Origin of the sequence: Methylobacterium sp. GXF4 (assembly GCF_000272495.1) — a bacterium.
GTDB classification, from domain to species: domain Bacteria; phylum Pseudomonadota; class Alphaproteobacteria; order Rhizobiales; family Beijerinckiaceae; genus Methylobacterium; species Methylobacterium brachiatum.
This window is the reverse complement of record NZ_AKFK01000083.1, coordinates 1-23744: the sequence shown is the minus strand read 5'-3', so window position 1 is coordinate 23744 and position 23744 is coordinate 1. Positions and strand designations below refer to the sequence as shown.

The 23744-nt window shown below is 68.3% G+C and carries 18 protein-coding genes and 1 pseudogene; 4 read left to right on the top strand and 15 right to left on the bottom strand.

What is annotated here, in order from left to right; translation table 11 throughout:
• Positions 1-329: 329 nt before the first annotated feature.
• Together WYO_RS32225 and tcuA are read right to left on the bottom strand one after the other, a co-directional pair.
• A pseudogene (locus WYO_RS32225) lies at positions 330-600 on the bottom strand (IS5/IS1182 family transposase); the annotation flags it as partial.
• A gap of 111 nt (positions 601-711) precedes the next feature.
• Entirely contained in the window at positions 712-2208 is a 1497-nt protein-coding gene (gene tcuA, locus WYO_RS23010; RefSeq protein ID WP_007567041.1) for an FAD-dependent tricarballylate dehydrogenase TcuA, read from the bottom strand.
• A gap of 117 nt (positions 2209-2325) precedes the next feature.
• Here tcuA and WYO_RS23005 point away from each other — a divergent pair, with 117 nt between their 5' ends.
• The gene (locus WYO_RS23005) at positions 2326-2991 is read left to right on the top strand and encodes a GntR family transcriptional regulator (protein ID WP_007567040.1); all 666 of its coding nucleotides are present in this window, start codon (positions 2326-2328) and stop codon (positions 2989-2991) included.
• Between the two features lie 212 nt (positions 2992-3203).
• Here WYO_RS23005 and WYO_RS23000 read toward each other — a convergent pair whose 3' ends face one another.
• The 8 genes from WYO_RS23000 to WYO_RS22965 form a co-directional block, all read right to left on the bottom strand.
• A complete protein-coding gene (locus tag WYO_RS23000) occupies positions 3204-4511 on the bottom strand; it encodes an MFS transporter (RefSeq protein WP_007567039.1) in 1308 nt (435 codons plus the stop codon).
• A gap of 24 nt (positions 4512-4535) precedes the next feature.
• Positions 4536-5918, bottom strand: a complete 1383-nt coding sequence (locus WYO_RS22995) for a 2-hydroxycarboxylate transporter family protein (protein WP_007567038.1) — start codon at positions 5916-5918, stop codon at positions 4536-4538.
• A gap of 271 nt (positions 5919-6189) precedes the next feature.
• Positions 6190-7791 (bottom strand): porin, encoded by a 1602-nt coding sequence (locus WYO_RS22990; RefSeq protein WP_007567037.1) that lies wholly within the window; start codon positions 7789-7791, stop codon positions 6190-6192.
• A gap of 508 nt (positions 7792-8299) precedes the next feature.
• Complete coding sequence (locus WYO_RS22985; RefSeq protein ID WP_007567036.1) at positions 8300-9913, bottom strand: porin; 1614 nt, start codon at positions 9911-9913, stop codon at positions 8300-8302.
• A 1112-nt stretch (positions 9914-11025) separates the two neighbouring features.
• Positions 11026-12675 carry a porin gene (locus WYO_RS22980; protein ID WP_007567033.1) on the bottom strand — a complete coding sequence of 550 codons (1650 nt, stop codon included), beginning with the start codon at positions 12673-12675 and terminating at the stop codon, positions 11026-11028.
• A gap of 407 nt (positions 12676-13082) precedes the next feature.
• Positions 13083-13763, bottom strand: a complete 681-nt coding sequence (locus WYO_RS22975; RefSeq protein WP_007567031.1) for a hypothetical protein — start codon at positions 13761-13763, stop codon at positions 13083-13085.
• Positions 13764-13887: 124 nt separating this feature from the next.
• Complete coding sequence (locus WYO_RS22970; RefSeq protein WP_007567029.1) at positions 13888-14496, bottom strand: HupE/UreJ family protein; 609 nt, start codon at positions 14494-14496, stop codon at positions 13888-13890.
• A gap of 67 nt (positions 14497-14563) precedes the next feature.
• Entirely contained in the window at positions 14564-15136 is a 573-nt protein-coding gene (locus tag WYO_RS22965; RefSeq protein ID WP_007567027.1) for a PilZ domain-containing protein, read from the bottom strand.
• 378 nt (positions 15137-15514) lie between these two features.
• Between WYO_RS22965 and WYO_RS22960 the strand changes: the two genes are divergently transcribed.
• Positions 15515-17116 carry a gamma-glutamyltransferase family protein gene (locus tag WYO_RS22960; RefSeq protein ID WP_007567025.1) on the top strand — a complete coding sequence of 534 codons (1602 nt, stop codon included), beginning with the start codon at positions 15515-15517 and terminating at the stop codon, positions 17114-17116.
• A 235-nt stretch (positions 17117-17351) separates the two neighbouring features.
• On the opposite strand, the gene prfB is transcribed toward WYO_RS22960, so the two are convergent.
• Positions 17352-18480 (bottom strand): peptide chain release factor 2 gene (gene prfB / locus WYO_RS22955; protein ID WP_122162225.1). Its coding sequence is split into 2 segments (ribosomal slippage): positions 17352-18410 and positions 18412-18480, totalling 1128 coding nucleotides; the frame shifts between segments, so codons are not numbered across the junction.
• Between the two features lie 186 nt (positions 18481-18666).
• On the opposite strand from prfB, the gene WYO_RS22950 reads away from it, so the two are divergent.
• Complete coding sequence (locus tag WYO_RS22950) at positions 18667-19005, top strand: DUF3140 domain-containing protein (RefSeq protein ID WP_007567020.1); 339 nt, start codon at positions 18667-18669, stop codon at positions 19003-19005.
• A gap of 18 nt (positions 19006-19023) precedes the next feature.
• On the opposite strand, the gene WYO_RS22945 is transcribed toward WYO_RS22950, so the two are convergent.
• The 4 genes from WYO_RS22945 to WYO_RS22930 form a co-directional block, all read right to left on the bottom strand.
• Positions 19024-19377 carry a hypothetical protein gene (locus WYO_RS22945; RefSeq protein WP_007567018.1) on the bottom strand — a complete coding sequence of 118 codons (354 nt, stop codon included), beginning with the start codon at positions 19375-19377 and terminating at the stop codon, positions 19024-19026.
• Between the two features lie 115 nt (positions 19378-19492).
• Positions 19493-19705 carry a hypothetical protein gene (locus WYO_RS22940; RefSeq protein WP_007567016.1) on the bottom strand — a complete coding sequence of 71 codons (213 nt, stop codon included), beginning with the start codon at positions 19703-19705 and terminating at the stop codon, positions 19493-19495.
• 207 nt (positions 19706-19912) lie between these two features.
• Entirely contained in the window at positions 19913-21130 is a 1218-nt protein-coding gene (locus tag WYO_RS22935; protein ID WP_039903877.1) for an LL-diaminopimelate aminotransferase, read from the bottom strand.
• A gap of 124 nt (positions 21131-21254) precedes the next feature.
• Positions 21255-21656 (bottom strand): hypothetical protein, encoded by a 402-nt coding sequence (locus WYO_RS22930; RefSeq protein WP_007567012.1) that lies wholly within the window; start codon positions 21654-21656, stop codon positions 21255-21257.
• A 234-nt stretch (positions 21657-21890) separates the two neighbouring features.
• On the opposite strand from WYO_RS22930, the gene phaC reads away from it, so the two are divergent.
• The gene (gene phaC / locus WYO_RS22925; RefSeq protein WP_039903873.1) at positions 21891-23648 is read left to right on the top strand and encodes a class I poly(R)-hydroxyalkanoic acid synthase; all 1758 of its coding nucleotides are present in this window, start codon (positions 21891-21893) and stop codon (positions 23646-23648) included.
• Positions 23649-23744: the final 96 nt, after the last annotated feature.

The window sequence follows — 23744 nt, the reverse complement described above, 5'->3', positions numbered from 1 at the left end:
GGCGCACGCATCCATCGGCGGGTGGGTCTGGGTGTTCGGCGGACCGGATCGCCATGCGTCGATGGCACTTCGACGCGATGTCCATCTCTCATCGGCATAGTTAATGAAATCTATATGACAAGGATTCCGGCCCGCAAACATGGTTCAGAAATACGCCATTGCGATGCGCAAAATGCTGTTTCGCAGAAAATCATTATTTTTTAAAACATAAATACAAATTCTACGTTTTTAATACTATATATTACGAGGTTTATTCTGAGTTATATTTGCTGAACGCCACATCATTCGCCGCATTCGCCCTGATGTTCTCAACTACTCGACTGCGCCCGTCCTCTTTTCGTCCCGGCCGCCTTCTGACGTGCGCACATGGCGGTGCCGTCGAGAACCACCATGCCTTGCCGAACGCCGCGCTCCTTGCACGCGGTCGAGCAGAGGTTCCCACAGCGCACCGCGCGACCGGGTGAAGATCGGCGCCACACGCCACCACGGCCCCAAGTCTCGCGGGATCACGCGCCATTTGGCACTGATCTGATGGCGCCGCAGGATCGCCGAGCACGTGCGGCGCAAGTCCTGCGGCAGCGTTTCCGCCTGCGGCCGCAAAGCCTCTGTGAACGGCGTCGCAACAGCTCAAAGCGCGTCGTTCCGCATCGTCCCTCCTCGGTCGAGGGCAAAAACGCATCCTGAATCGGAGGATTTAGACGACGACAGGCCCTAACCTCGTGCCGCCGCGGCAGCGCCGTAGCCCGCCCGCCGACCGAAGACGACGCCGGAGGTCAGGCCCGAGCCGCCGGGATAGCCGTTGAAGAACACGCCGCCGACCATCTCGCCGCAGGCGTAGAGGCCGGGGATCTCGCTGCCGTCCTCGCGGCGGACGTCGCCGCCCTCCCCGACCTCGACGCCGCCATACGTGAAGGTGATGCCGCCGGTGACCGGATAGGCCTTGAACGGCCCGGTCTCGATCGCCTGGGCCCAGTTCGATTTCGGCAGGGGAAGCCCCTTGGTGCCGCGGCCGTCCTTCACGGTGGGGTCGAACGGCACGGTGTCGTCCACGGCCGCGTTGAATTCCGCGATGGTGCGCTTGGCCGCCGCGCGGTCGATGCCGTCGAGGTTGTCCAGGAGCCCGTCGAGGGTGTCGGCCTCGACGAAATGGGCGTCGTGGAACCGGTACTCGCTGTAGAGCAGGTGATCGACCTTGGCGTCGAAGATCTGCCAGGCGACGTGGCCGGGCTGCTCCATGATCGAGCGGCCGAACTGGGCGTAGGTGTAGTTGCGGAAGTTCTTGCCCTCGTCGACGAACCGCTGCCCGTCGGCATTCAGCATGAGGCCCAGAAAGTAGCAGATCTTGCGGTAGTGCTTCCGCTCGCCGTGGGGCAGGCCAAGGTTGCCGTAATCGGGGGTGTGCAGGTCCATCGGGGTGGCGTGGCAGCCGCCGTAGAAGCCGTGCGGCTTGGCGCCGAGCGCCAGCGCCATCTCCAGCCCGTCGCCGCGGTTGTGCGGCGTGCCGCGCACCCGGGCCTTGTCCCAGCCTTCGCCGATGAAGCGGGTGCGCAGCTCGGGGTTCGATTCGAAGCCGCCGCAGGCCAGGATCACGGCCTTGGCCCGGAACGCGCCCTGGGGCGTCTCCACGCCGACGACGCGATCCGCCTCCACGATCAGCCCGGTGGCCGGGCAGCCGTAGCGGATCTCGCCCCCCGCCTTGGTGAAGGCTTCGAGCTCGGCCCGGGCGAGGCCGAACCCCTCGTCGTGGGTGGCGAGCGTCAGGCCGCCCCAGAACACGAAGCGCCCGTCCTTCTCGAAGGATTGCCGAGAATAGATCGGCTCGAACTTCACGCCCTGGGTCGAGAGCCAGCGCAGGGCCGCGCCGCTCTCGTCGATCAGGATGCGCTGCTCGCGCGAGAGCGGCCGTCCGTCGTTGAAGCCGAGCAGGTCGGATTCGAAGGTCTCGGCCGTGTAGGCGCCGAAATCGGTGCGCGGCAGGCGCGCATCCTCCGGGTCGGCCAGCAGCGGGATCAGGTCGTCGTTGCCCTGATAGACGAACCGCATGGCGCCGGCCGTGTAGGCGGTGTTGCCGCCGGCGAGATCCGGCTCCGCCTTCTCGATCATCAGCACCGAGGCGCCGCGCTCCAGGGCGGCGAGGCCCGCGCTCATGGCGGCGTTGCCGGACCCGACCACCACGACGTCCCAGGATTCCGCGCGCCGCTCCTGCATCCCCGCCTCCGCTCCGCGATCTCGATGTCCTTAATTGTATACGCTCGCATGCAATATCCGGCAAGCGTTCCGGACGTTCCGGTTTCGCGCTAAGGCCCCGATCGAGGAGAGCCGGACATGAAGGCGAGCGAGTCGGAGCGCTCCAACGGCGCCGCGGCCTATGAGCGGCTGCTGCGGGCGATCGAGGAGGGCGAACTCGCCCCCGGGAGCCGCCTGCGCGAGGCGGAGCTGGCCGAGCGGTTCTCGATCAGCCGCACGCCGGTGCGGGAGGCCCTGGGCCGCCTGGAGGCGCAGGGCCTCGTCGCGCACGAGCCGCACCGGGGCGCCAGCGTGGCGCAGCTCGATTACGGGCAGGTCAGCGAACTCTACGACATGCGCGAGGTGCTGGAGGGGACGGCGGCCCGGCTCGCCGCGATCCATGCCAGCGCGGTCGAGACCGAGATCCTGGAGGAGATGATCGCCCGCGACCGGACGCTCACCGGAGACGCGGCGGCGCTCGCGCGCAACAACCGGCTGTTCCACCGGCAGATCCACGCGGCGGCGCGCAACCGCTTCCTGCAGGGCACCCTGGAGACGATGCGCCTGTCGCTGGTGCTGCTGCCCGGCACCACGACGCTGGCCGCCCCGGAGCGCGCCGGCGAATCCCTCGACGAGCACGCCGCGATCATCGCGGCGATCCGCGCCCGTGACGGCGACCGGGCCGAGGCGGCGGCGCGCGCGCATATCCGCGCCGCCTTCAAGGCGCGGATCCGGATCTGGCAGGGGGTGCAGCCCCCGCCCTGAGAGGCCGTGAGATTTTAGGGTCTTCGACCCGCGACAAGCCCCCTCTCCCGTGCGGGAGAGGGTTGGGGTGAGGGATGCGCCCCATCCGGAGGAACCTGTCCCCTCACCCTGTCCCTCTCCCGCACGGGAGAGGGGACCCGAGCCACATCCGGAAGCGCAGGTCGCTCCGTGGCTTTAGCAGCGCTCCCCAGCGTCGATCGACAAAAAGCCGCTCAGGCGTGGGCCGGGACTCGAGCCTCCCGCGGGCCGCCCCGGAACAGGGCGAGCGTGGCGACGATCCCGCAGGCGGCCGCCGCCATCAGCCAGTAGCTCGGCGCGGCGCGGTCGCCGGTCTGGTCGATCAGGTAGGTCGAGACCATCGGGGTGGCAGTGCCGAACAGGGCCGTGGCGAGGCTGTAGGCCAGGGAGAAGCCGCTGGCCCGGACATGGGCCGGCACGACCTCGGACAGCGCGACGATCATCGCGCCGTTATAGACCCCGAAGAAGAACGACAGCCACAGCTCGACCCCGAGCATCTTGCCGAAGGTCGGATCGGCCACGAGCCAGTGCAGGGCCGGGTAGGTGGTCAGCAGCGACAGGACCGAGATCGTCAGCAGCACGGGCTTGCGCCCGACCGCGTCCGAGAGCGCGCCGCCCACGGGCAGCCAGATGAAGTTGGTGATCGCCACGCACAGGGTAACGATCAGGCTGTCGGTCTCGGTGAGCTTGAGGACGTTCTTGCCGAAGGTCGGGGTGTAGACGGTGATCATGTAGAAGGTCACCGTGGTCATGGTCGACAGCATCATGCCGAGCAGCACGGTCCGCCAATTGGCGGCCACCGTGGCGAGGATCTCGCGCGTGCTCGGATGGTGGGTCCGCCGGGCGAAGTCCTGCGTCTCCTGCAGGGAGCGCCGGATGACGAAGATGAACGGCACGATCAGGCAGCCGATGAAGAACGGGATCCGCCAGCCAAAATCGCCGATCTGCTGCTTGGTCAGGTAGGCGTTGAGCCCGTACCCGATCACGGCGGCGAACATGATCGCCACCTGCTGGCTCGCCGACTGGAACGCCGTGTAGAAACCCTTCCGCCCGGGGGTTGCGATCTCGAACAGGTAGATCGAGACGCCGCCGATCTCGACGCCGGCGGAGAAGCCCTGCAGCAGGCGCCCGGCCAGCACGATCAGCGGGGCGGCGAGGCCGATCGTCCCGTAGCTCGGGCAGAAGGCGATCAGCACCGTGCCGCTCGCCATGATCGCCAGGGTGACGATCAGCCCCTTCCGGCGCCCGATCCGGTCGATATAGGCGCCGAGCACGATCGCCCCGAGGGGCCGCATCAGCGCGCCAAGCCAGAAGGTCCCGAAGGTCAGGAGCAGCTCGGTGGTCTCGTTGCCCGAGGGGAAGAACGCCCGCGAGATGTAGCTGGCGTAGAACCCGAATAGGAAGAAGTCGAACATCTCCAGGAAGTTGCCGCTCGTCGAGCGGAGGATCGCACCGATCCTGGATTGCAGGTTCGCCTCCACGGCACCCGGATCACCGGCCATGACGCAACGCTCCGGAGTTCAAGGTCATACGCCGATCCATTTCATCGCGATGATCGTCCCGGTCACGGTGAGCGCGCCGCCGATCCGGGTGGCGATCTGGGCGAACGGCATCAGCGCCATGCGGTTGGCGGCGGTGAGGATCGCCACGTCGCCGGTGCCGCCCTGGCCGCTGTGGCAGGCGTTCACGATGGCGGTCTCGATCGGGTACATCCCGAGCGCGCGGCCGACGAAGAAGCCGGTGACCATCAGCGTCGACACGGTCGACACGATGGTGATCAGGTTCACCAGGGTGAAGGCCGCCATCAGCTCGTTCCAGGGGGTGAGCGCCACCCCGATGGCGAAGAGCAGCGGGTAGGTCATCGAGACCTGGACGAACTTGTAGACCACGAAGCCGCCGGCCTGGAGATGGGGCGACACGGCGCTGCCGAGCTTGGCGAACACCGCCAGGAACAGCATCGCCACCGGCGCCGGCAGGCCGACGAGGTGGTGGGCGATCACCCCGAGCAGGTAGAGGGTGATGGCCGTGAGCCCGGCCGCGCCGATCGTGGCGGCGTCGATCTGGCCCCGCGCCGCCTCGGAGCGGGCCTGCGCGTCGCTCGATTCCATGCCCTCGTGGCCGGGCTGGAGCCGGCCCTCGCCGGTGAGGTGCGGATAGCGCTTGCCGACGGCGTTGAGGGTGCCGGAGAAGACGATCGCGGTGAGCGAGCCCAGCATCACCGGCGGCAGCACCTGGGCGAAGACCACGCCCTGCTGCTGGCCGAGAATCGCCGCGTAGCCGATCGAGAGCGGGATCGCGCCCTCGCCGACGCCCCCGGCCATGATCGGCACGACGATGAAGAAGAAGGTCTTGTAGGGCCCGAGCCCCAGGGCCGTGCCGACCAGGGTGCCGACGATGGCGGCCGCCACAGAGCCGGCGGCCAGCGGGGCGAAGATCTTGAGGAAGCCCTTGACCAGGACGTCGCGATCCATGCCGAGGATCGAGCCGACGATGATCGTGGCGATGTAGATGTAGAGGAAGTTGGTGAACTTCGTGAAATCGAAGATCGCCTTCTCCATCTGCGGCGGGATCAGCTTGTAATAGACCAAAGCCGAGGGGATGAAGGTCGCGAAGATCGCGCCCGCGCCGATGTTGCGCAGGACCGGAAGCCGCTTGCCGATCTCGGCGCAGGTGAAGCCGCCCATGACAAGGACGGCGATCATGGTCGGCCCGTCCGGCTTGACCTCGCCCTCCTGGACCAGGACGACCAGCAGGATCGCCAGGATGACGTAGAGCGGCAGCGGGATGATGCCGATCTTCATGTCGACCAGGCGCCACCAGCTCTCGGGCCAGAACCGGCCTGCGCGGCGCGCGGCGCTCACGGTCTCAGCCGGCGCCGGCACGGGGCTGGTCGAGGCGGAACTGGTCATCGGCTTCCTCCGGACTTCCGACCACGAACGGGCCCTTCCGGCCTTCGCCGCGCGGCCCCGGTCGCCCCGACGGTCGCGACCTGGGCCGCGCGGTCGGCGGAGATAAAGTCGAATCCGGCGTATCAGCGCCCGCACAGGGCGGCAACGCGATCAACGGAACAAAGCGCGCCACCTGTATTGGGGACGGGGATTAAACCGGCACCTCCTTTCGTCGCCCGGACATACGCTCGAGGCCGGCGCCGGGCTCGAGGCCCCGCGCCGGCCTGTCGGATCAGAAGTCGCGCTGCACGCGGAAGCGGACGTGGGTCATCGAATCCTGCGTCGCGGTGCGCGGCACGAAGCTGCCGGCGTTGATGCCGGCCACATTCGCGTAGGCGGTCGGACTCTTGTCGGCATCGATCACCCGGCCGCTCCGCACGCCGATCTGGGTGTAGAAGGCTTCGACGCCGATATCGAGATCGGTCACCGGCGACCAGATCAGGCTGCCGCCGAGCACGAACTGGTAGGTGTCGCGCAGGGCCTGGCTCAGCTGGTAGAACCGGGTGCCCGGGACGCCGACGGCGTTGCTGCCGAACACGGCGGTGCTGCTCGGGCTCACGAGGCTGTAGAGCGCACCCTGGGCCAGGCGGGCACCGGCCGAGAAATCCTGCTCGCCGTAGGAGCCGAACAGCGCCGAGCGCCATTCCGGCGACCAGTAATGCAGGTACGACGCGACCGCCGAGAAGCTGGTCGAGGTCTGGAGCTGGCCGGTGAAGGGGTTGATCGACGCGTCCGCGAAGTATTGCTCGAACTTCTGCGTGTCGAAGCCGGTGTTGGATTGCCGGTAGCAGCCGGCGATCATGCAATAGCCGGCGTAGCTCTGCGCGCCGTTGGCGTAGGCCCCCTGCAGGTAGAGGGTATCCCCCGGGGCAATCGACGGCAGATTGAACTTCACGCCCCCCTGCACGGCCCAGCCCTGGACCGCGTTGGTGTGCGGGATCCCGGTCAGCACGCCGCCGGTCCCCGCGGCCGGCGTGGTGCTCAGGTTGCCGACATTGATCTCGTGCGTGGCGGCCGAGAGCTGGGCCGAGCCCCAGTCCTGGTCGACCCGCAGGACCCCGACGAAATCGGGCAGCCGCGAGCGCTGGATGGTGTCGACGTTGCCGTAGCGGGACGGCACGCCGTTGGTGTAGCCGACGAAGACGGGCGTGACCGCGGCGGCGTTCGTGAACGGCGCGAAGACCGGCGAGCGGGTGAAGACCGGATCCTCGATCGACACGGTCGCCGACAGGCCGTTCCCGAAGGTGCCCGTGTAGGCGAGCAGGTTGGTCGACGCGTTGTCCGAGCCGGACGTGGCACCGTAGAACTCGAAGTCGTGCGCGTAGAAATCGTAGAACGACGAGGCGCGACCGGCGGTGAGCCCGGCGAACTGGATGAACGCCTTGTCGACGTTCACGTATTGCTGCACGCGGCCGGCCTCATCGACGCCGGTGGCGCCGTAGGCCTGGCCGATGCGCAGCATCGTGCCGGAATGGATGACGCCCGTGCGCGAGGCGGCGTCGAGGCGCGCGAAGGCGCGCAGGGTGCCGTAGGCGGTCTGGGTGCGGGCATCGAGGTTGAAGCGCGCCAACCCCCGGTAGCCCGACGTGTCGCCGGCAGCGCCCGGCTGGCGGCTGGACGAGGTCTGGTAGGCCCCCTCGAACCGGGCCCGGCCCGAGATGCGCAGGCAGGTATCGGTCCCCGGGATGTAGAAGAAGCCGGCCCCGAAGGCGGAGCAGACCCGGACATACGCGATCGGGGCCGCCTTCTTGACCGGCAGGTCGGCGGCATGGGCGGATCCGGCCGCGGCGAGCGCGGCGGCAGAACCCAGCAGGGAACGCTTCAACACATTCATCAAGACCCCCAGAAGTTTGAAGCCGAGGACGGCAACGCTTCCCGTTTTCCCTGCCGAACGCAGGTTTGTTTTGATTTTGTTATGTGAGATGGAAGATTTTTCCGGAGCAAAACGCCCGAGACTCATCTTTCACGGATCATTCTGCGATCCGTTCTTTTATCTAGCAACGTTCATTCCACGATCGTCACACACATTCATCATCTTGTTGCGGATCTGCAACAAAATACACGTCGCTTCTTGCTCGATAATATCCGGCATTATTCAAAAAAGATGGATCAGTTCGCGTCTGATGCGAACTTATCGAGTTCAGTACTCTGCAATAACGCTCGCGCAATAATCGGATGACATTCGGCCGACGCACGGGCACGCCCGCCCATCGCAAAGGCCAGCCGAGCCCGGCCGGCGACGGAGCCATGTCTGGGCGGACGCTCAGGCGGACCGGATCCGCGGACGGGGGCCGCGCGAAGCGGCCCCTCCGGCGAAGAAGGCCCGGCGCTGAGGGATCGAATCAGAAGTCGCGCTGGACGCGGAACCGGATCTGCGAGACCGAGTCCTGGGTCGCGGTGCGCGGCACGAAGGTGCCGGCGTTGATCGCGGCAATGTTGGCCGCGGAATAAGCCGTCGGGCTCTTGTCGAGGTCGATCGCCCGGCCGCTCTTCAGGCCGATCTGGGTGTAGTAGCCTTCGAGGCCGATATCGAGGTCCTTCACCGGCGACCAGATCAGGCTCGCACCGGCGACGAACTGGTAGGTGTCCCGCAGGGCCTGGCTGAGCTGGTAGAACCGCGTGCCCGGGACGCCGACGGCGTTGGTGGAGTAGGGATTGCTGCCGGCGAGCGTGCTCGCGACGTTGAAGGCCGCGCCCTGGGCAAGACGCGCCCCCTGGGAGAAGCTCTGCTCGCCGTAGGAGCCGAAGAAGGCCGAGCGCCATTCCGGCGACCAGTAGTGCAGGTACGACGCGACCGCGGTGAAGGTCTGCGAGGTCTGCAGCTGGCCGGTGAACGGGTTGATCGTCGCGTCCGAGAAGAACTGCTGGAATTTCTGGCCCTGGATCGTGGCTGCACTCTGCTGGTAAGAGCCGCTGAACGCCGAGTAGCCGGAGTAGAGTTGCGCTCCGTCGGCATAGGCGCCCTGGAGATAGAGGGCGTCGCCCGGCGCGACGAACGGCATGTTGATCTTCAGGCCGCCCTGCACCGCCCAGGCCTGGACGCTGTTGGTGTGCCCGAGATTGATGCCGGTGCCGCTGCCGGTGGGTGCACCGAGCGCGATGTTGCCGACGTTCAACTCATGCGTGGCAGCTGAGATCTGGGCCGAACCCCAGGCCTGGTCGAGGCGCAGGGCGCCGACGAAATCGGGCAGGCGCTCGCGCTGGATGCTGTCGATGTTGCCGAAGGCGCTCGGAGCGCCCCTGGTGTAGCTCACGAAGACGGGGCTGATCGGGGTCGCCGGGCCGGTCGGCGCGAAGATCGGGGTGCGGCGGAAGACCGGGTCTTCGACCGACAGGGTCGCCGACAGGCCGTTCCCGAAGGTCGCCGTGTAGGCGAACAGGTTGGTCGATGCGTTGTCCGAACCGGCGGTGGAAGCGGTGATCTCGAAATCGTGGGCGTAGAAGTCGAAGAACGACGAGGCGCGACCGGCGGTGAGCCCGGCGAACTGGATGAACGCCTTGTCGACGTTCACGAATTGCTGCGAGCGGTTCACTTCGTCGACGCCCGTGGCGTTGTAGGCTTGGCCGATACGCGCCTGGGTACCGGAGAAGCCGATGCCGGAATAGCCGGTCCGGCTGCCGGCATCGAGGCGCACGAAGGCGCGCAGGGTGCCGTAGGCGGTCTGCGTGCGGGCATCGAGATTGATGCGCATCCGGCCCTGGTAGCCCGACGTGTCACCGTTGCCCGTCTGACGCGAGTTGCTGGCCATGTAGCCGCCCTCGAACCGGGCGCGGCCGGAGACGCGCAGGCAGGTGTCGGTGCCCGGGATGTAGAAGAAGCCGGCACCGTAGGCCGAGCAGACGCGGACGTACTCGATCGGCGCGGCCTTCTTGACCGGCAGGTCGGCGGCATGGGCTGCCCCGACCGCCGCGAAGGCAGCGGCCGAGCCGAGCAGCGAGCTCTTCAAGAGCTTCATAGATATCTCCAAAGCTTCGAGACCAAATAACAACTACGACCCCGACTTATCCGGTCATCGCAGCGCTGATTTTTGTTTCGATCTGCAATTCTGATGGCAGATTTTAGAGATATCTCGCGTCCGAGATTCCTCTATGCCGTTTCATATGATGGAATGAGCCTTATATGGGCAACATCGATTTCATATCGCTTCGATGTTTGCTTTATGTTGTTGCAGCTTCGCAACGTCACGCAAATGTTTTGCTCTATTATTGTAGCAATTAGTGCGATGTATACTAAAAACTCATCGGATAATTATCTCTGCCGATCTTCGACATGTATCCGCGGCCGGTGATTTCGAATTCGACGACCTGCGGCAAAGGTGCGGATACCTGGCGGACGCCAATGCCGGCCCATATCGGCGCGGCGCCGTCGCTTGCGACCCGAACGAAGCCGCCTGCCTCCCGCTTCCCCAGCGCCCGAATGCGGTGCGCGAAGGCCGGCGCGGCCGTGATTCGGACGAATCGGTTCCGCGCTTCGGGCGGCGCGCATCGACCCGGCACCGCGACAGCGCGCGAGGCAGGGCCGGCACATCGCTTCGATGGAATCGCATGCCGGGACGCGGCCGGCGTGCGGATGCCGGCCGCGCAGGGGCGGCCTGGCCAGAAAAGGCGCTCGGGAGCTTGGGGAAGGTGGCGTCGCGACGGGTGCCCCGGGCAGCCGCCTCGTCGGCCTCCGGGTCCCGTGAGGCCGCGCGATCCTTCACGATCCCGGGGCACGCAACACGCGGCCGACGCTTCGTGGCGTGTCAGGCGCCGGGACGGTGGCACCGCAGCCGGCCGGCTGGCGGCAGCAGAGCTTGGCTCTCAGGCTGGGGCGTATGCGCGGCGATCGCGTTTCGGAGCCGAAGGGGCCCGGATCCAGGGCGCCGGAGCCTCGGCTCTTTGCTTCGATGCGCGCGCCGGAATCGGGCAGTACCGCGATCGGTCCGGCACGGCGGTAGCGGTTGCCTGGCGGCGCATCTGTTCCGCACGCCTGTCGACAACGAAAAAGGCCCAGCCGAGGGCCGGGCCTTGAGATCCGTGGAGCACGGGGTTCGGCGCCGGGCTTGGTCCCCGGCGCCGATGGAGCGGATTAGAAGTCGCGCTGGACGCGGAAGCGAACCTGCGAAACCGAGTCAGCCGTGGTGGTGGCAACCGCACCACCGGCGTTGATCGCGCCGACGCGGGAATAGGCGGTCGGATCCTTATCCTTGTCGATCACGCGACCGTTCTTGACACCGATCTGGGTGTAGTAGCCCTCGACACCGATATCGAGGTCCTTCACCGGCGACCAGATCAAGCTCGCACCGGCGACGAACTGATAGGTATCGCGCAGGGCCTCGCTGAGCTGGTAGAAGCGTGTACCGGGCACGCCGACGGCGTTGGCGGCGAAGCTGTTCGTCCCGTTCGGGTTGATCACCCCGAATGCCGCGCCCTGAGCAGAGCGAGCACGCTGCGTGAAGTCCTGCTCACCGTACGACCCGAAGACGGCCGAGCGCCACTCCGGCGACCAGTAGTGGAGGTACGAACCGACAACCGTGAAGCTCGTGGACTGCTCCAGCTGGCCCGTGAACGGGTTGAGGGTTGCGTCGTTGAAGAACTGGTTGAACTTCTGGCCCTGGATCGTCGCGGCATTCTGCGAGTAGGAGCCGCTGAACGAGGAGTAGCCGGTGTAGAGCTGGGAGCCGCTGCCGTAGGCACCCTGCAGGTAGAGCGCATCGCCCGGGGCGATGAACGGCGTGTTGATCTTGAGACCGCCCTGCACGGCGTAGCCATACGAGTTGTTGGCGTGCGGGATGCTGACGTTGGAGCCGGTTCCGGTGCCGACACCGTTCTGGACGTTTCCGACGTTCAGCTCATGCACCGCCGCCGAGATCTGGGCCGAACCCCAGGCCTGATCGAGGCGCAGGGCACCGACGACGTCGGGCATCCGCGAACGCTGGATCACATCGACCTGGCTGAAGCGGGTCGGCGTGGCACCGGTGTAGCCGATGAACACAGGGGCCGGCGAGTTGTTCTGCGCGAAGTTCGCAATCGACGCGTTGACGGTGACACCGCCCGGGTTGTTGGACGGCGAGTAGATCGGGCTGCGGCGGAAGACCGGGTCTTCGGCCGAGATCGTGGCCGACAGGCCGTTGCCGAGCGTCGCGGTGTAGGCGAGCAGGTTGGTGGAGGCGATATCCGAGCCCGCGGTGGCAGCGGTGATCTCGAAATCGTGGGCGTAGAAGTCGAAGAACGAGGAGGCGCGACCGGCGGTCAGGCCGGCGAACTGGATGAACGCCTTGTCGACGTTGGCGAACTGCTGGTCACGGCCGAAGCTGTCGATGCCGAGGCCGGGATAGGCCTGGCCGATGCGCTGCTGGGTGCCGGAGGTGCCGATGCCGGAATAGCCGGTGCGGGCGCCGGCATCGAAGCGCACGAAGGCGCGCAGGGTGCCGTAGGCGGTCTGGGTGCGGGCATCGAGGTTGATGCGCATCCGGCCCTGGTAGCCGGAGGTGTCGCCGCCGTTACCGAACTGGCGCGAGTAGCTGGTCATGTAGCCGCCCTCGAACCGGGCGCGGCCGGAGAGACGCAGGCAGGTATCGGTGCCGGGGATGTAGAAGAAGCCGGCGCCGTAGGCCGAGCAGACGCGGACGTACTCGATCGGGACCGCCTTCTTGACCGGAAGGTCGGCGGCGTGTGCGGCTCCGATCGCGACGAACGCGGTGGCGGAACCGAGCAGTGAGCTCTTCAAGAGCTTCATAGACATCTCCAAAGCTTCGAGACCCAATGATGCGGACATGCCCGGTTTTCCGGATCTTGCCGCACGTCTTGTAGGTTTGGCCTGCGTCTTAGGTGGCAGGCTCCTGCGGGCTCTCGCTTGGCGATGCCCCCGTGCACCATCACCATGTGCGAACGGGTTTCGCCGATCAATCAGATTTCAGCTCGGCTAAATTGGTTCCTGTGCGATGTTGCCGCCCGGCAACAATATCAGAACGCCTTAGCCGGCAACAGCTTGCCGGATGTAATGATATGCTTGCTGGGGCAGCACGGGTGCTGTCGAACCGGGCACGAACCGGCCGCCCCGGCCGCGAGAGAAGGCCGGGGCGTACGGGCAGGATCCGTGATTTGGATTCGTGCGGGTTCCGGAGCGATCCGCCCCGGCTCGCCTCACATGGGCGGCGTCAGGCCGTCCTTGCCGACCGCGACGCGGCGCGCCGTGATCGTGCCGTCCTCGCCGCGCGCGGCCACCACGAACGCCTTGGCGCCGGCGGAGATCGCGGCCGCATCGGCCGGCTCGAAGGTGACCACCGGGGCCTGCGGCGGGACCAGGATCGTCATCGACTGGCCCTTGCCGTAATCGACCGTGAGCGTGCGCTCGGCGCCGGTCCCGCTCGCCTTCACGGTGCCGTTGGTCATCGCGCTCTTCACCCGGGGAGCGTCCGACGCGGGCGCGGACGCCTTCACGGTGCCGTTGGTCATCGTGCTCTTCACCGCCGTGCCGCCGGTGTGGTCGGGGATCACGTCCCAGTCGTAATGACCCTCGCCGGTCCCGCGCATCGATTCGGGGAACAGTACCACCTCCAGGGCCACCGGGGGCTCGCCCTTGGTGGCGGTGCCGATGAACACGCCGTCCTTGATGTGGTCGAGCTGGGCCGGGACGACCCAGGACACCTTGGCATCCGGCGCGAGGGTCACCCGCTCGCTCTTGCCGTCCAGGGTCTTGAGGGTGAAGCCGCCGCTCTCGACGGCCTCGATCGTGCCCCGCAACCGCTCGGGCGGTGCGGCGGCCTGGGCGGCGGCACCGAGCGTCAGCAGGCTCGCCAAGGCGAGTGTCGGAAGTCTTGCCATGCAGAGGTCCTCTCGCCGCGGAACGATGGCGGCGTGCATGACCTGGGACTCGGCGCAGCCGTGTCACCCCGGCCGGCCCGTGACATCAAGCCCTCGCTAATGGATGTAACCGGGGCGGTTCCGCTCAGGCCGGAAGCGCCAGCAGGGCCAGACCCGCCGCCGCGACGCAGGCGCCGAGCGCCGGTGCGGCCCGGGCCACGTCGAGCCGGGCCGCGGCGATGCCGAGGCCGAGACCGGCGGCGTGGAGCAGCGCGGTCGCCGCCAGGAAGCCGAAGCCGAAGGACAGGCCCGAGGCGGTCTCCGGCATCTCGGCGCCGTGGGCGTAGCCGTGAAAGACCGCGAACACCCCGACCAAGCTGGCGAGCAGCGCCACCGGCGCCCGCAGGCCGACGATCGCGGCCACGCCGAACACCACGATGGAGAGCGCGATCCCGGTCTCCGCATAGGGCAGCGCCACGCCGGCCATGCCGAGGCCCGCGCCGGCACTCATCAGCACCAGGAAGGACAGGGGCAGAGCCCAGAGCGCCCGTCCGCCGCGGAGGGCGGCCAGGAGGCCGACCGCCACCATCGCCAGGACGTGGTCGGCCCCCATCAGCGGGTGCAGGAAGCCGGCCTCCGCGCCGATGGCAGCGCCGTGGCCGGGATGGGCCAGAGCCGCCTGGGGCAGCAGCGCGAGCGCGGCGGGAAGGACGGCCAGGGACGAGACGAGGGGAGCGGCGAGCAGGCGCTTCATCGGAAATCCTTCGCGGGTTCTGCGCAGGATGTAGCGCCGATCCCGCGGCTCCGCGAGGGCCCGCGGCTCAGAGGGTCATGGCCGCGTGGACCGCCTCCGGCGCGAACGGCTCCAGGAAGGCGGCCCCGATCCCGTGCTCGAACTGGCGGACGACCCGGGCGGCCCGGGCGCCGACCCGGATCGTCTCGCCGAGCTCCAGCGCCCGGTCGAGCAGCAGGCCGATGCCGGACGCGGACACGTTGAGGACGTGCCCCGGGAAGGCCAGGCCGCATTCGAGCGTGATCTCGACGGTCTTCTGCGCCGGCACGATGCGGTGATGCACGCGGACCGGCTCCGGATGGCGGTTCTGCGCACGCGCCAGCGTCATGAACTCCCGGGCCAGCCCGTTGAGAGCCGCGCGTCCGCCCCGAACCCGGACGACGAAGTCCGGGTTCGCGACCTGGGTGATCCGCACCTCCAGCAGGCCGATATGGCGGATGCTGCAGGTCAGCTCCTCACCGGCCGCAACGCGGGCCGAGGAGCGCAGCCGGATGCCCTCCGGCGTGACGTCGGCGGTGACCGCGTAGAAATCCGGCCTGCGGACGTTCCAGCAGAGCGCCGGCAGCACGATGACGTGTCGCTGGCTCGTCGCGGCTGTCATCGGTGTTCGATCCATCGGCCGGCTTCTGCGCCGTGGAGGCCTGCGAAGGTCTTCCAAATTCCGATAAAATTGACTCGTCCGCCGGGCTCCATCCAACGAAAATTTTCGGCCGCAACGCCTGCGTGCATGGCCTATGCGAACACACGGGCCCTGGTCGGCCGCCCGGCACGGGATGTTCGTCCGCGTGACGATCCCCACCCTGCGATTGCGCGGGCACGGAGCCTGCATCGGCGCGCCTATCCGGCGCTGCGGCCCTCTTGAACACATGATACAGCGTCAACCCGCGCCGGGAGGGCGAGGCTAGGGGGCGCGCCGCCGCCTCTCCGGCCGCGCGGCGCAGAACACCGCGCGGCTCGATCGCACTGGACAGGATTTCCCGTGAGAGATTTCTCCGCACCCGGGCGCTCCCCGGTCTACGCCGCCAACGCCGCCGTCGCGACCTCGCACCCGCTGTCGACCCTGGCGGCCATCGAGGTCCTGCGCGCGGGCGGCAACGCCATCGATGCCGGCATCGCCGCGGTGGCGGTGCAATGCGTGGTCGATCCGCTGATGACCGGCATCGGCGGCGATTGTTTCGCGCTCTACGCCCCGGCCGGCGCCAAGACGCCGATCGCGCTGGACGGCTCCGGGCGGGCACCCGCCGCGGCCACGCCCGAGTGGTACGCCGAGCACGGCGTCGCCATCACGCCGACCTCGCCGCACGCGGTGACGGTCCCGGGGGCGGTCGGGGCCTGGGACCTGCTGGTGCGCCAGCACGGCACGCGCTCGCTGGGTGAGCTGCTCCAGCCGGCGATCGGCTATGCCGAGGACGGCTTCGTGATCCAGCAGCGCGTCGGCTGGGACTGGCAGCGCAACGTCGCCAGGGTCGCGGGCGATCCCCACGCCGCCGCGACCTACCTGCCCGGCGGAGCGGCCCCGGCGATCGGCAGCGTCTTCCGCCTGCCGAAGCTCGCCGCCACGCTCCGGCGCATCGCCGAGGAAGGCCCGCGCGGCTTCTATGAAGGGTCCGTGGCCGACGACATGGTCGGTCGGCTCACCGAGCTCGGCGGCCTGCACACCCGGGACGACTTCGCCGGGGCCCGACCGGACGTGGTCACGCCGGTCTCGACCCGCTACCGCGGCTACGACGTCTACGAGTGCCCGCCCGCCGGCCAGGGTCTGGCCGCGCTGATGATGCTGAACGTGCTGTCGCATCACGATGTCGGCGCCCTGTCGGACCTCGACCGGCTCCACCTGTTCGCCGAGACCTGCAAGCAGGCCTATCACCACCGGGACGTGCTGTTCGGCGATGCCGACCTCGCCCGGGTGCCGGTGGAGCACCTGCTGTCGGATGCCTGGAAGGCCGCCGCCCACGGGGCGATCGACATGGGCCGGGCCCAGCCGCCCGAGATCTATCCCGAGATCGCCCGGGAGATCGCAGAGGAGCGGGCCCACAAGGATACGGTCTATCTCTGCGTGGTCGACCGGGACGGCAACGCGCTCTCCCTGATCAACTCCGTGTTCCAGGGCTTCGGATCGGGCATCCTGGCGCCCGAGAGCGGCGTGCTGCTGCACAACCGCGGCCTCTCGTTCCGCACGGAGACCGGACACCCGAACAGCGTCGGGCCGGGCAAAAGGCCGATGCACACGATCATCCCGGGCATGCTCATGAAGGACGGCCAGGCGGTCGCGCCGTTCGGCGTGATGGGCGGCCATTACCAGGCCATGGGCCATGTCGAGCTGCTGTCGGGCATCCTTGACCGGGGCCTCGACGTGCAGGCGGCGCTCGATGCCCCGCGCAGCTTCGCCTATGGCGGCAGTTTGGAACTGGAGGGCGGCATCTCCGACGCCGCGATGGCCGGCCTGATCGCGCGCGGCCACCCGGCGATCCGCGCGCCCCTGCCCCTCGGCGGCGGCCAGATCATCTGGATCGACCGCGCAGCCGGCACGCTGGTCGCGGGCTCCGATCCGCGCAAGGACGGGGCGGCGTTGGGGTATTGAGGGGCGGGCGAGCCACGTTCGCGGCCGCAAGAGAAGTCTCTCCGAGGCCGACACGCGTCTCCCTCCCCCGCAGAGGGGGGAGGGAGACGCGCTTGGGGTTGGCCTTGGTCCTCATCCGGCAGCGATGTGTGAACATCGTAGCCCGCACGGCAGAGGGGGCACGTCGCGGCTCGCATGGACCGGTGTGTAAGCACCGGCGCTCCTCCCTGTCAGGACGAGCGCCGATCGCAAAACATCAATCGATGTCCTCGACCTCTTCGCCGCCGCCATAGACCCGCTGGGCCAGGGAGGCCTCCATGAACGGGTCGAGGGCGCCGTCGAGCACCGCGTCCGGATCGGTGGACTGGGTGCCGGTGCGCAGGTCCTTCACCAGCTGATAGGGCTGGAGCACGTAGGACCGGATCTGGTGACCCCAGCCGATATCGGTCTTGGCCGCGGCCTCGGCGTTGGCCTTCTCCTCGCGCTTCTTCAGCTCCGCCTCGTAGAGCCGGGCGCGCAGCATGTTCCACGCCGTGGCGCGGTTCTTGTGCTGCGAGCGCTCCTGCTGACACGCCACCACGATCCCGGTCGGATTGTGGGTGATGCGCACCGCCGAGTCGGTAGTGTTGACGTGCTGGCCGCCGGCGCCGGACGACCGATAGGTGTCGATCCGGCAGTCGGATTCCTTGATCTCGATCTCGATCCGGTCGTCGATCACCGGGTAGACCCAGACGCTGGCGAAGCTGGTATGCCGCCGGGCGCTGGAATCGTAGGGCGAGATCCGCACCAGCCGGTGCACGCCGGACTCGGTCTTGAGCCAGCCATAGGCGTTGTGGCCCTTGATCAGGAGCGTGGCGCCCTTGATCCCGGCCTCTTCGCCGTCCGACCACTCGACGATCTCGACCTTGTACTTCCGGCGCTCGGCCCAGCGGGCGTACATGCGCTGGAGCATGTTGGCCCAGTCCTGGCTCTCGGTGCCGCCGGCACCGGCATGGACTTCGAGATAGGTGTCGAAGGCGTCGGCCTCGCCCGAGAGCAGGGTCTCGACCTGGCGGCTCGCGGCCTCCTTCTCGACGGCGAGGATCGCGGCCTCGCCCTCGCGGATCGAGGCCTCGTCGCCCTCCATCTCGCCGAGCTCGATCAGCGTCGCGCCGTCCTCGAGGTCGCGCTCCAGCTTGCGGATGGAGGTGACCGCCTCGTCGAGCTGCTGGCGCTCGCGCATGACTTTCTGCGCGGCGTCGGCGTCGTTCCACAGGTCGGGGTTCTCGGACGCCGCGTTCAGCTCCGCGAGGCGTTTATCGACGGTATCCCAGTCAAAGATGCCTCCTCAGCAGCCCTATAGACTGCTTGGCGGCATCCGAGGCTTGCTCGATCTCGGCGCGCATTTGGTTTTTCGGAACTTGGGGTGAAGGGTCGGGCCGGGGTGATACCGTCCGGGGGCCGCCCTGTAAACGGCGGGGGCCCGCCGATGACCGAAGCGTGCGGCGCCCGACCGCAGGGATGCGCGCGAGCGACCGCGCAGGCCGCGCGTTGTCCGGCACGGATCAGGCCGGAACGCGGAGGCGACCAGGATGGCGGACGACGATCACGCGAAGACGTGGAGCGAATTTAGTGAGGCCGTCAACATGACGCCTGCGGCCCTGCGCAAGCACCTCGACGGCGCGGCGAGCCAGGAGGTCGGCCAGAAGAAGGACGGCGATGAATCGACCGGCCACGAGATGGGCCGGCGCATCCTGGCGATCAAGGACAAGAAGAAGGCGGATCTGACCGACGACGACTACGCCGCGATGCGCAAGGTCGTGGGCTACGTCCACCGCCATCTCAAGCAGGGCGGCGAGGCCCGCAAGGACCCCGATTCCCCGTGGCGGATGTCGCTGATGAACTGGGGCCACGATCCGCACAAGGATTGAAGCCCCGGCCGGGCCGGCTCAGTAGCGCGGCGGGACGATGTAGGACGGGGCGATCACGAACTCCTTCGGGCGCCGCTGCGCGCCGAACCGGCCCTCGGTAATCTGGTCGTTGTAGTAGTCGAACCCGGAATAGCCGAAGCCGCCGCCGTTCATGACCTCGGCCACCGGGACCGGCGGCACCGCGAGATCGGGGCGGCCCGGCGGCACGATCACCTGGCAGCAGCCGTCGGCCTGCAGGACCGAGGGGCCGTTGGGCGCGGTGAACACGTAGGCGCGCGGCTGCGGGACACCCGGCGGGAAGGCCGGCTCGGCGGCGGCGCCCTGGGCGACGAGGCCGAGCAATCCGGCGGCGATCAGGGTCTTGGTGCTCACGCGATGCTCCGTCACGGGGCCGGCCGGGCCGGCGTCAGGCCTACACTCTAGCTTATCGCGGACGGCCTGTCCGGCGCTTGCGGGCCGTCCGGTTACCGGAACCTGGAGCGCCGGCTCAGCCGCGGGCGCGCAGGACGACCTGCGGGCTTGCCGGCACCGGCCGGCAATCCGACATGAAGGCGTTGACCGGCAACGGCTTGGAATCGCAGGCGTAGACATCGGTCGGGCCCGGAGCCGGCACCGGATCCCGGGCGATGATCGGGTTCGGCGCACAGGCCGAGGCCGCGGCGGCGAGCAGCAGGGCGGCGATGAGGTTCAGGCGGCGCATGCAACTCTCGGGACGCGGGAGGACCCCCGTCCAGAACCCTGCGCAACGCGATCCGCTCTGACAAGCGCCGGCGGGGGATGGGCGGCCCTTTGACGGGGCCTGTCGCCTGCCGGCAACAATCGGGCTCGGAGCGCTCGCAGCCGAAGCGGACATCGGTTCGGCTGCGAGCGAGCTTGTGACATCAAGGCCTTGGAGCCGTCCCCGATCTCAGACGGCCCGGGCCATCGGCACGACGTTGTGCAGGGTCTTGTCGCCGCCGTCGAAGAACCGGCGGATGTTGCGGGCGGCCTGCCGGATCCGCTGCTCGTTCTCGACCAGGGCGATGCGGACATACTCGTCGCCGAACTCGCCGAAGCCGATGCCCGGCGCCACGGCGACGTCGGACTTCTCGAGCAGCAGCTTCGAGAATTCGAGGCTGCCCATCTCCCGATAGCGCTCGGGGATCGGCACCCAGGCGAACATTGAGGCCGCCGGCGCCGGGATGGTCCAGCCGGCCTTGCCGAAGGATTCCACCAGCGCGTCGCGCCGCTTGCGGTAGGTCGCCCGCATCTCGTCGATGCAGTCGTCGGGCCCGTTGAGGGCCGCGGTGGCGGCGACCTGGATCGGCGTGAAGGCGCCGTAATCGAGATACGACTTCACCCGGGAGAGCGCCGCCAGCAGCCGCTCGTTGCCCACCGCGAAGCCCATGCGCCAGCCGGCCATGGAATAGGTCTTCGACAGGGAGGTGAACTCCACCGTGCAGTCGATCGCGCCCGGGACCTGCAGGACGGAGGGCGGCGGCTTGCCGTCGAAATAGACCTCCGCGTAGGCGAGGTCCGAGAGCAGGATCAGCTCGTGCTGCTTGGCGAAGGCCACGAGGTCCCGGTAGAAATCGAGGTCGGCCACGTAGGCGGTCGGGTTCGACGGGTAGCAGACCACCAGGGCGACCGGCTTCGGGATCGAGTGGCGCATGGCCCGCTCGAGGGCCGGGAACATCGCCGGGGTCGGCTCGGCCGGGACGGAGCGGATCACGCCCCCGGCCATCAGGAAGCCGAAGGCGTGGATCGGGTAGCTCGGGTTCGGAACCAGCACGACGTCGCCCGGGGCGGTGATCGCCTGGGCCATGTTGGCGAAGCCCTCCTTCGAGCCCAAAGTCGCCACGACCTGGGTGTCGGGGTTCAGGCTCACGCCGAAGCGGCGCTGGTAATAGCCGGCCTGGGCGCGGCGCAGGCCGGCGATGCCCTTGGAGGCGGAATAGCGGTCGGTCCGCGGACGGCCCGCCGTCTCGCACAGCTTGGCGATGACGTGCTTGGGGGCGTCGAGGTCCGGGTTGCCCATGCCGAGATCGATGATGTCGGCGCCCTGAGCTCGGGCGGTTGCCTTGATCCGGTTGACCTGCTCGAACACGTAGGGCGGCAGGCGCTTGATGCGGTGGAAATCGGTCATCGGCGTGTCCATCGGCGCGTCCCGAATCTGGCGTCTCTCGTTCATGGCGGGCGCGCGAACGAATCGCTCTATCAGAGATGCGCGCCGCCGCCGACTCACAAAAATCCGAGCCGGATCGGCCGTGTTATTGCGCCGCGGCGGGGGCCGGCTTGATCGTGGCCGCCGCCCCGCGCCCGGCGCTCTCGGCGGCGCGGCCGCGGCTCTGGTTGCGGCCGCGGGCGCCTTCGAGCTCGGCCTCCAGCGCCTTCTGCCCCTCGGCCGACTTGGCCCGGACGGGGCGCTTGGGCGCATCGACGCCCACCGGCATGAAGGCCGGCGGCTCCTTGCTGCGCGACTCGGTCACGAAATCCGGCGCGGCCACGACCCGGGGCCCGTAGCCGGCATCGGTGGCGAGCGTGCGCACCGCATCCCCCGAGCAGGCGGCGAGCGGCGCCGCCAGCAGCGCGACGACGAGCAGCCGGGCCGGTGCCGGCGCGCCGGGCAGCCAGGCGGTCGATGGGGCGGGGTTCAGGAAGGCGCGGCGCATGGGCACAAAGGTATGAGAAGAACGCGCGGATGTTTCGGCGACATGCGCGGCCGGGCTGGTGCAACCACTCGCTCGCTCCCTAATTTGTCGGAAACGAGGCTCATGCTCAGTCGAGCCGAAACACCACACAGGGAGGCACGCGTGACGAGCCCGCGGACGCAGGCGCCGGACCAGGCTGCCGCTCGGACTTCCCTGACCAACGGCGCCCTGCCGGAGGGCATCCCCACGCCGCCGATGCCGGATATCGAGGCCCTGTCGCGCAACGCGGGACAATTCGTGGAGGCGCTCGGGCGCAGTGCCGCCCGCATGCTCACGCCCGAAGCCCAGGCCAACGGCCCGACCGGGGAGATCAACGAGGCGATCAAGACGCTCGGTCAGGTTGCCGAGGCGTGGCTCTCGGACCCGAACCGCAGCGCCGAGGCCCAGGCCAAGCTGTCCCAGGCGTTCCTGACGCTCTGGGGCACGACCTATCTGCGCCTCCAGGGCCAGAAGGCCGATCCGGTGGCGGTGCCCGAGCCCCGGGACGGCCGGTTCAGCGACGCGGAGTGGTCGAGCAATCCGTATTTCGACTTCATCAAGCAGGGCTACCTGATCGCGACCCGCTGGGCCGAGAGCCTGGTCGACGAGGCCCAGGGCATCGACGAGCACACCCGCCACAAGGCCCAGTTCTACCTGCGCCAGCTCACCAGCATGCTGTCGCCCTCGAACTTCCTGCCGACCAACCCGGAGCTGATCCGCCACACCCTGCAGGAGAACGGCGCCAACCTCGTGCGCGGCCTCAAGATGTACGAGGAGGATCTGGCGGCCGGCGGCGGGCAGCTGCGCGTCCGCCAGACCGATCCGAGCGGGTTCGAGGTCGGCCGCAACATCGCGGTGACCCCCGGCGAGGTGGTGTTCCGCAACGACCTGATCGAGCTGATCCAGTACGCGCCGACCACCGAGACCGTGCTCAAGCGCCCGTTCCTGATGGTGCCGCCCTGGATCAACAAATACTACATCCTCGACCTCAACCCCCAGAAGAGCTTCCTGAAATGGATGGTCGACCAGGGGCTGACGGTGTTCTGCATCTCATGGGTGAACCCGGATGCGCGCCATGCCGACAAGGACTTCGAGTCCTACATGCGCGAGGGCATCGAGGCGGCGATCGACGCGATCGGCGTCGCCACGGGCGAGAGCGAGGTGCATGCGGCCGGCTACTGCGTGGGCGGCACCCTGCTCTCCGTGACGCTCGCCATGCAGGCCGCCACGGGCAACCGGCGGATCAAGAGCGCGACCCTGCTGACCACCCAGGTCGATTTCACCCATGCGGGTGACCTCAAGGTGTTCGCCGACGAGGAGCAGATCCGCCAGATCGAGGCCCGCATGGCCGAGCGGGGCTACCTGGAGGGCACCCGCATGGCCAACGCCTTCAACATGCTGCGGCCGAACGATCTGATCTGGCCGTACTTCGTGAACAACTACATCAAGGGCAAGGCGCCGACCCCGTTCGACCTGCTGTACTGGAACTCGGACGCCACCCGGATGCCGGCGGCGAACCACGCCTTCTACCTGCGCAACTGCTATCTCGAGAACGCGCTGGCCAAGGGCCGGATGGTGATCGGCAACGTCCGGCTGGACCTGAAGAAGGTCCAAGTGCCGGTCTTCAACCTGGCCACCCGGGAGGACCACATCGCCCCGGCGATCTCGGTGTTCGAGGGTTCGAAGACCTTCGGCGGCAAGGTCGATTACGTCCTGGCCGGCTCCGGCCACATCGCCGGGGTGATCAACCCGCCGTCCAAGCCGAAATACGGCTACTGGACCGGCGGCCCGGTCAAGGGCGCGCTGAAGGACTGGATCGCGGCGGCGGTCGAGACCAAGGGCTCGTGGTGGCCCTACTGGTTCCAGTGGATCGAGGCCCAGGCCCCCGAGCGGGTCCCGGCTCGCCAACCGGGTGGCGACGCGCTGCCGTCGCTGGGCCCGGCCCCCGGCACCTACGTGCGGATGCGCGCCTGAGGGGAACCCGCCGAGCAGGCGCGAGGGACGTCTCTCCGAGGCCGACACGCGCCTTCCCTCCCCCCTCTGCGGGGGAGGGTGGCCCCCGAAGGGGGT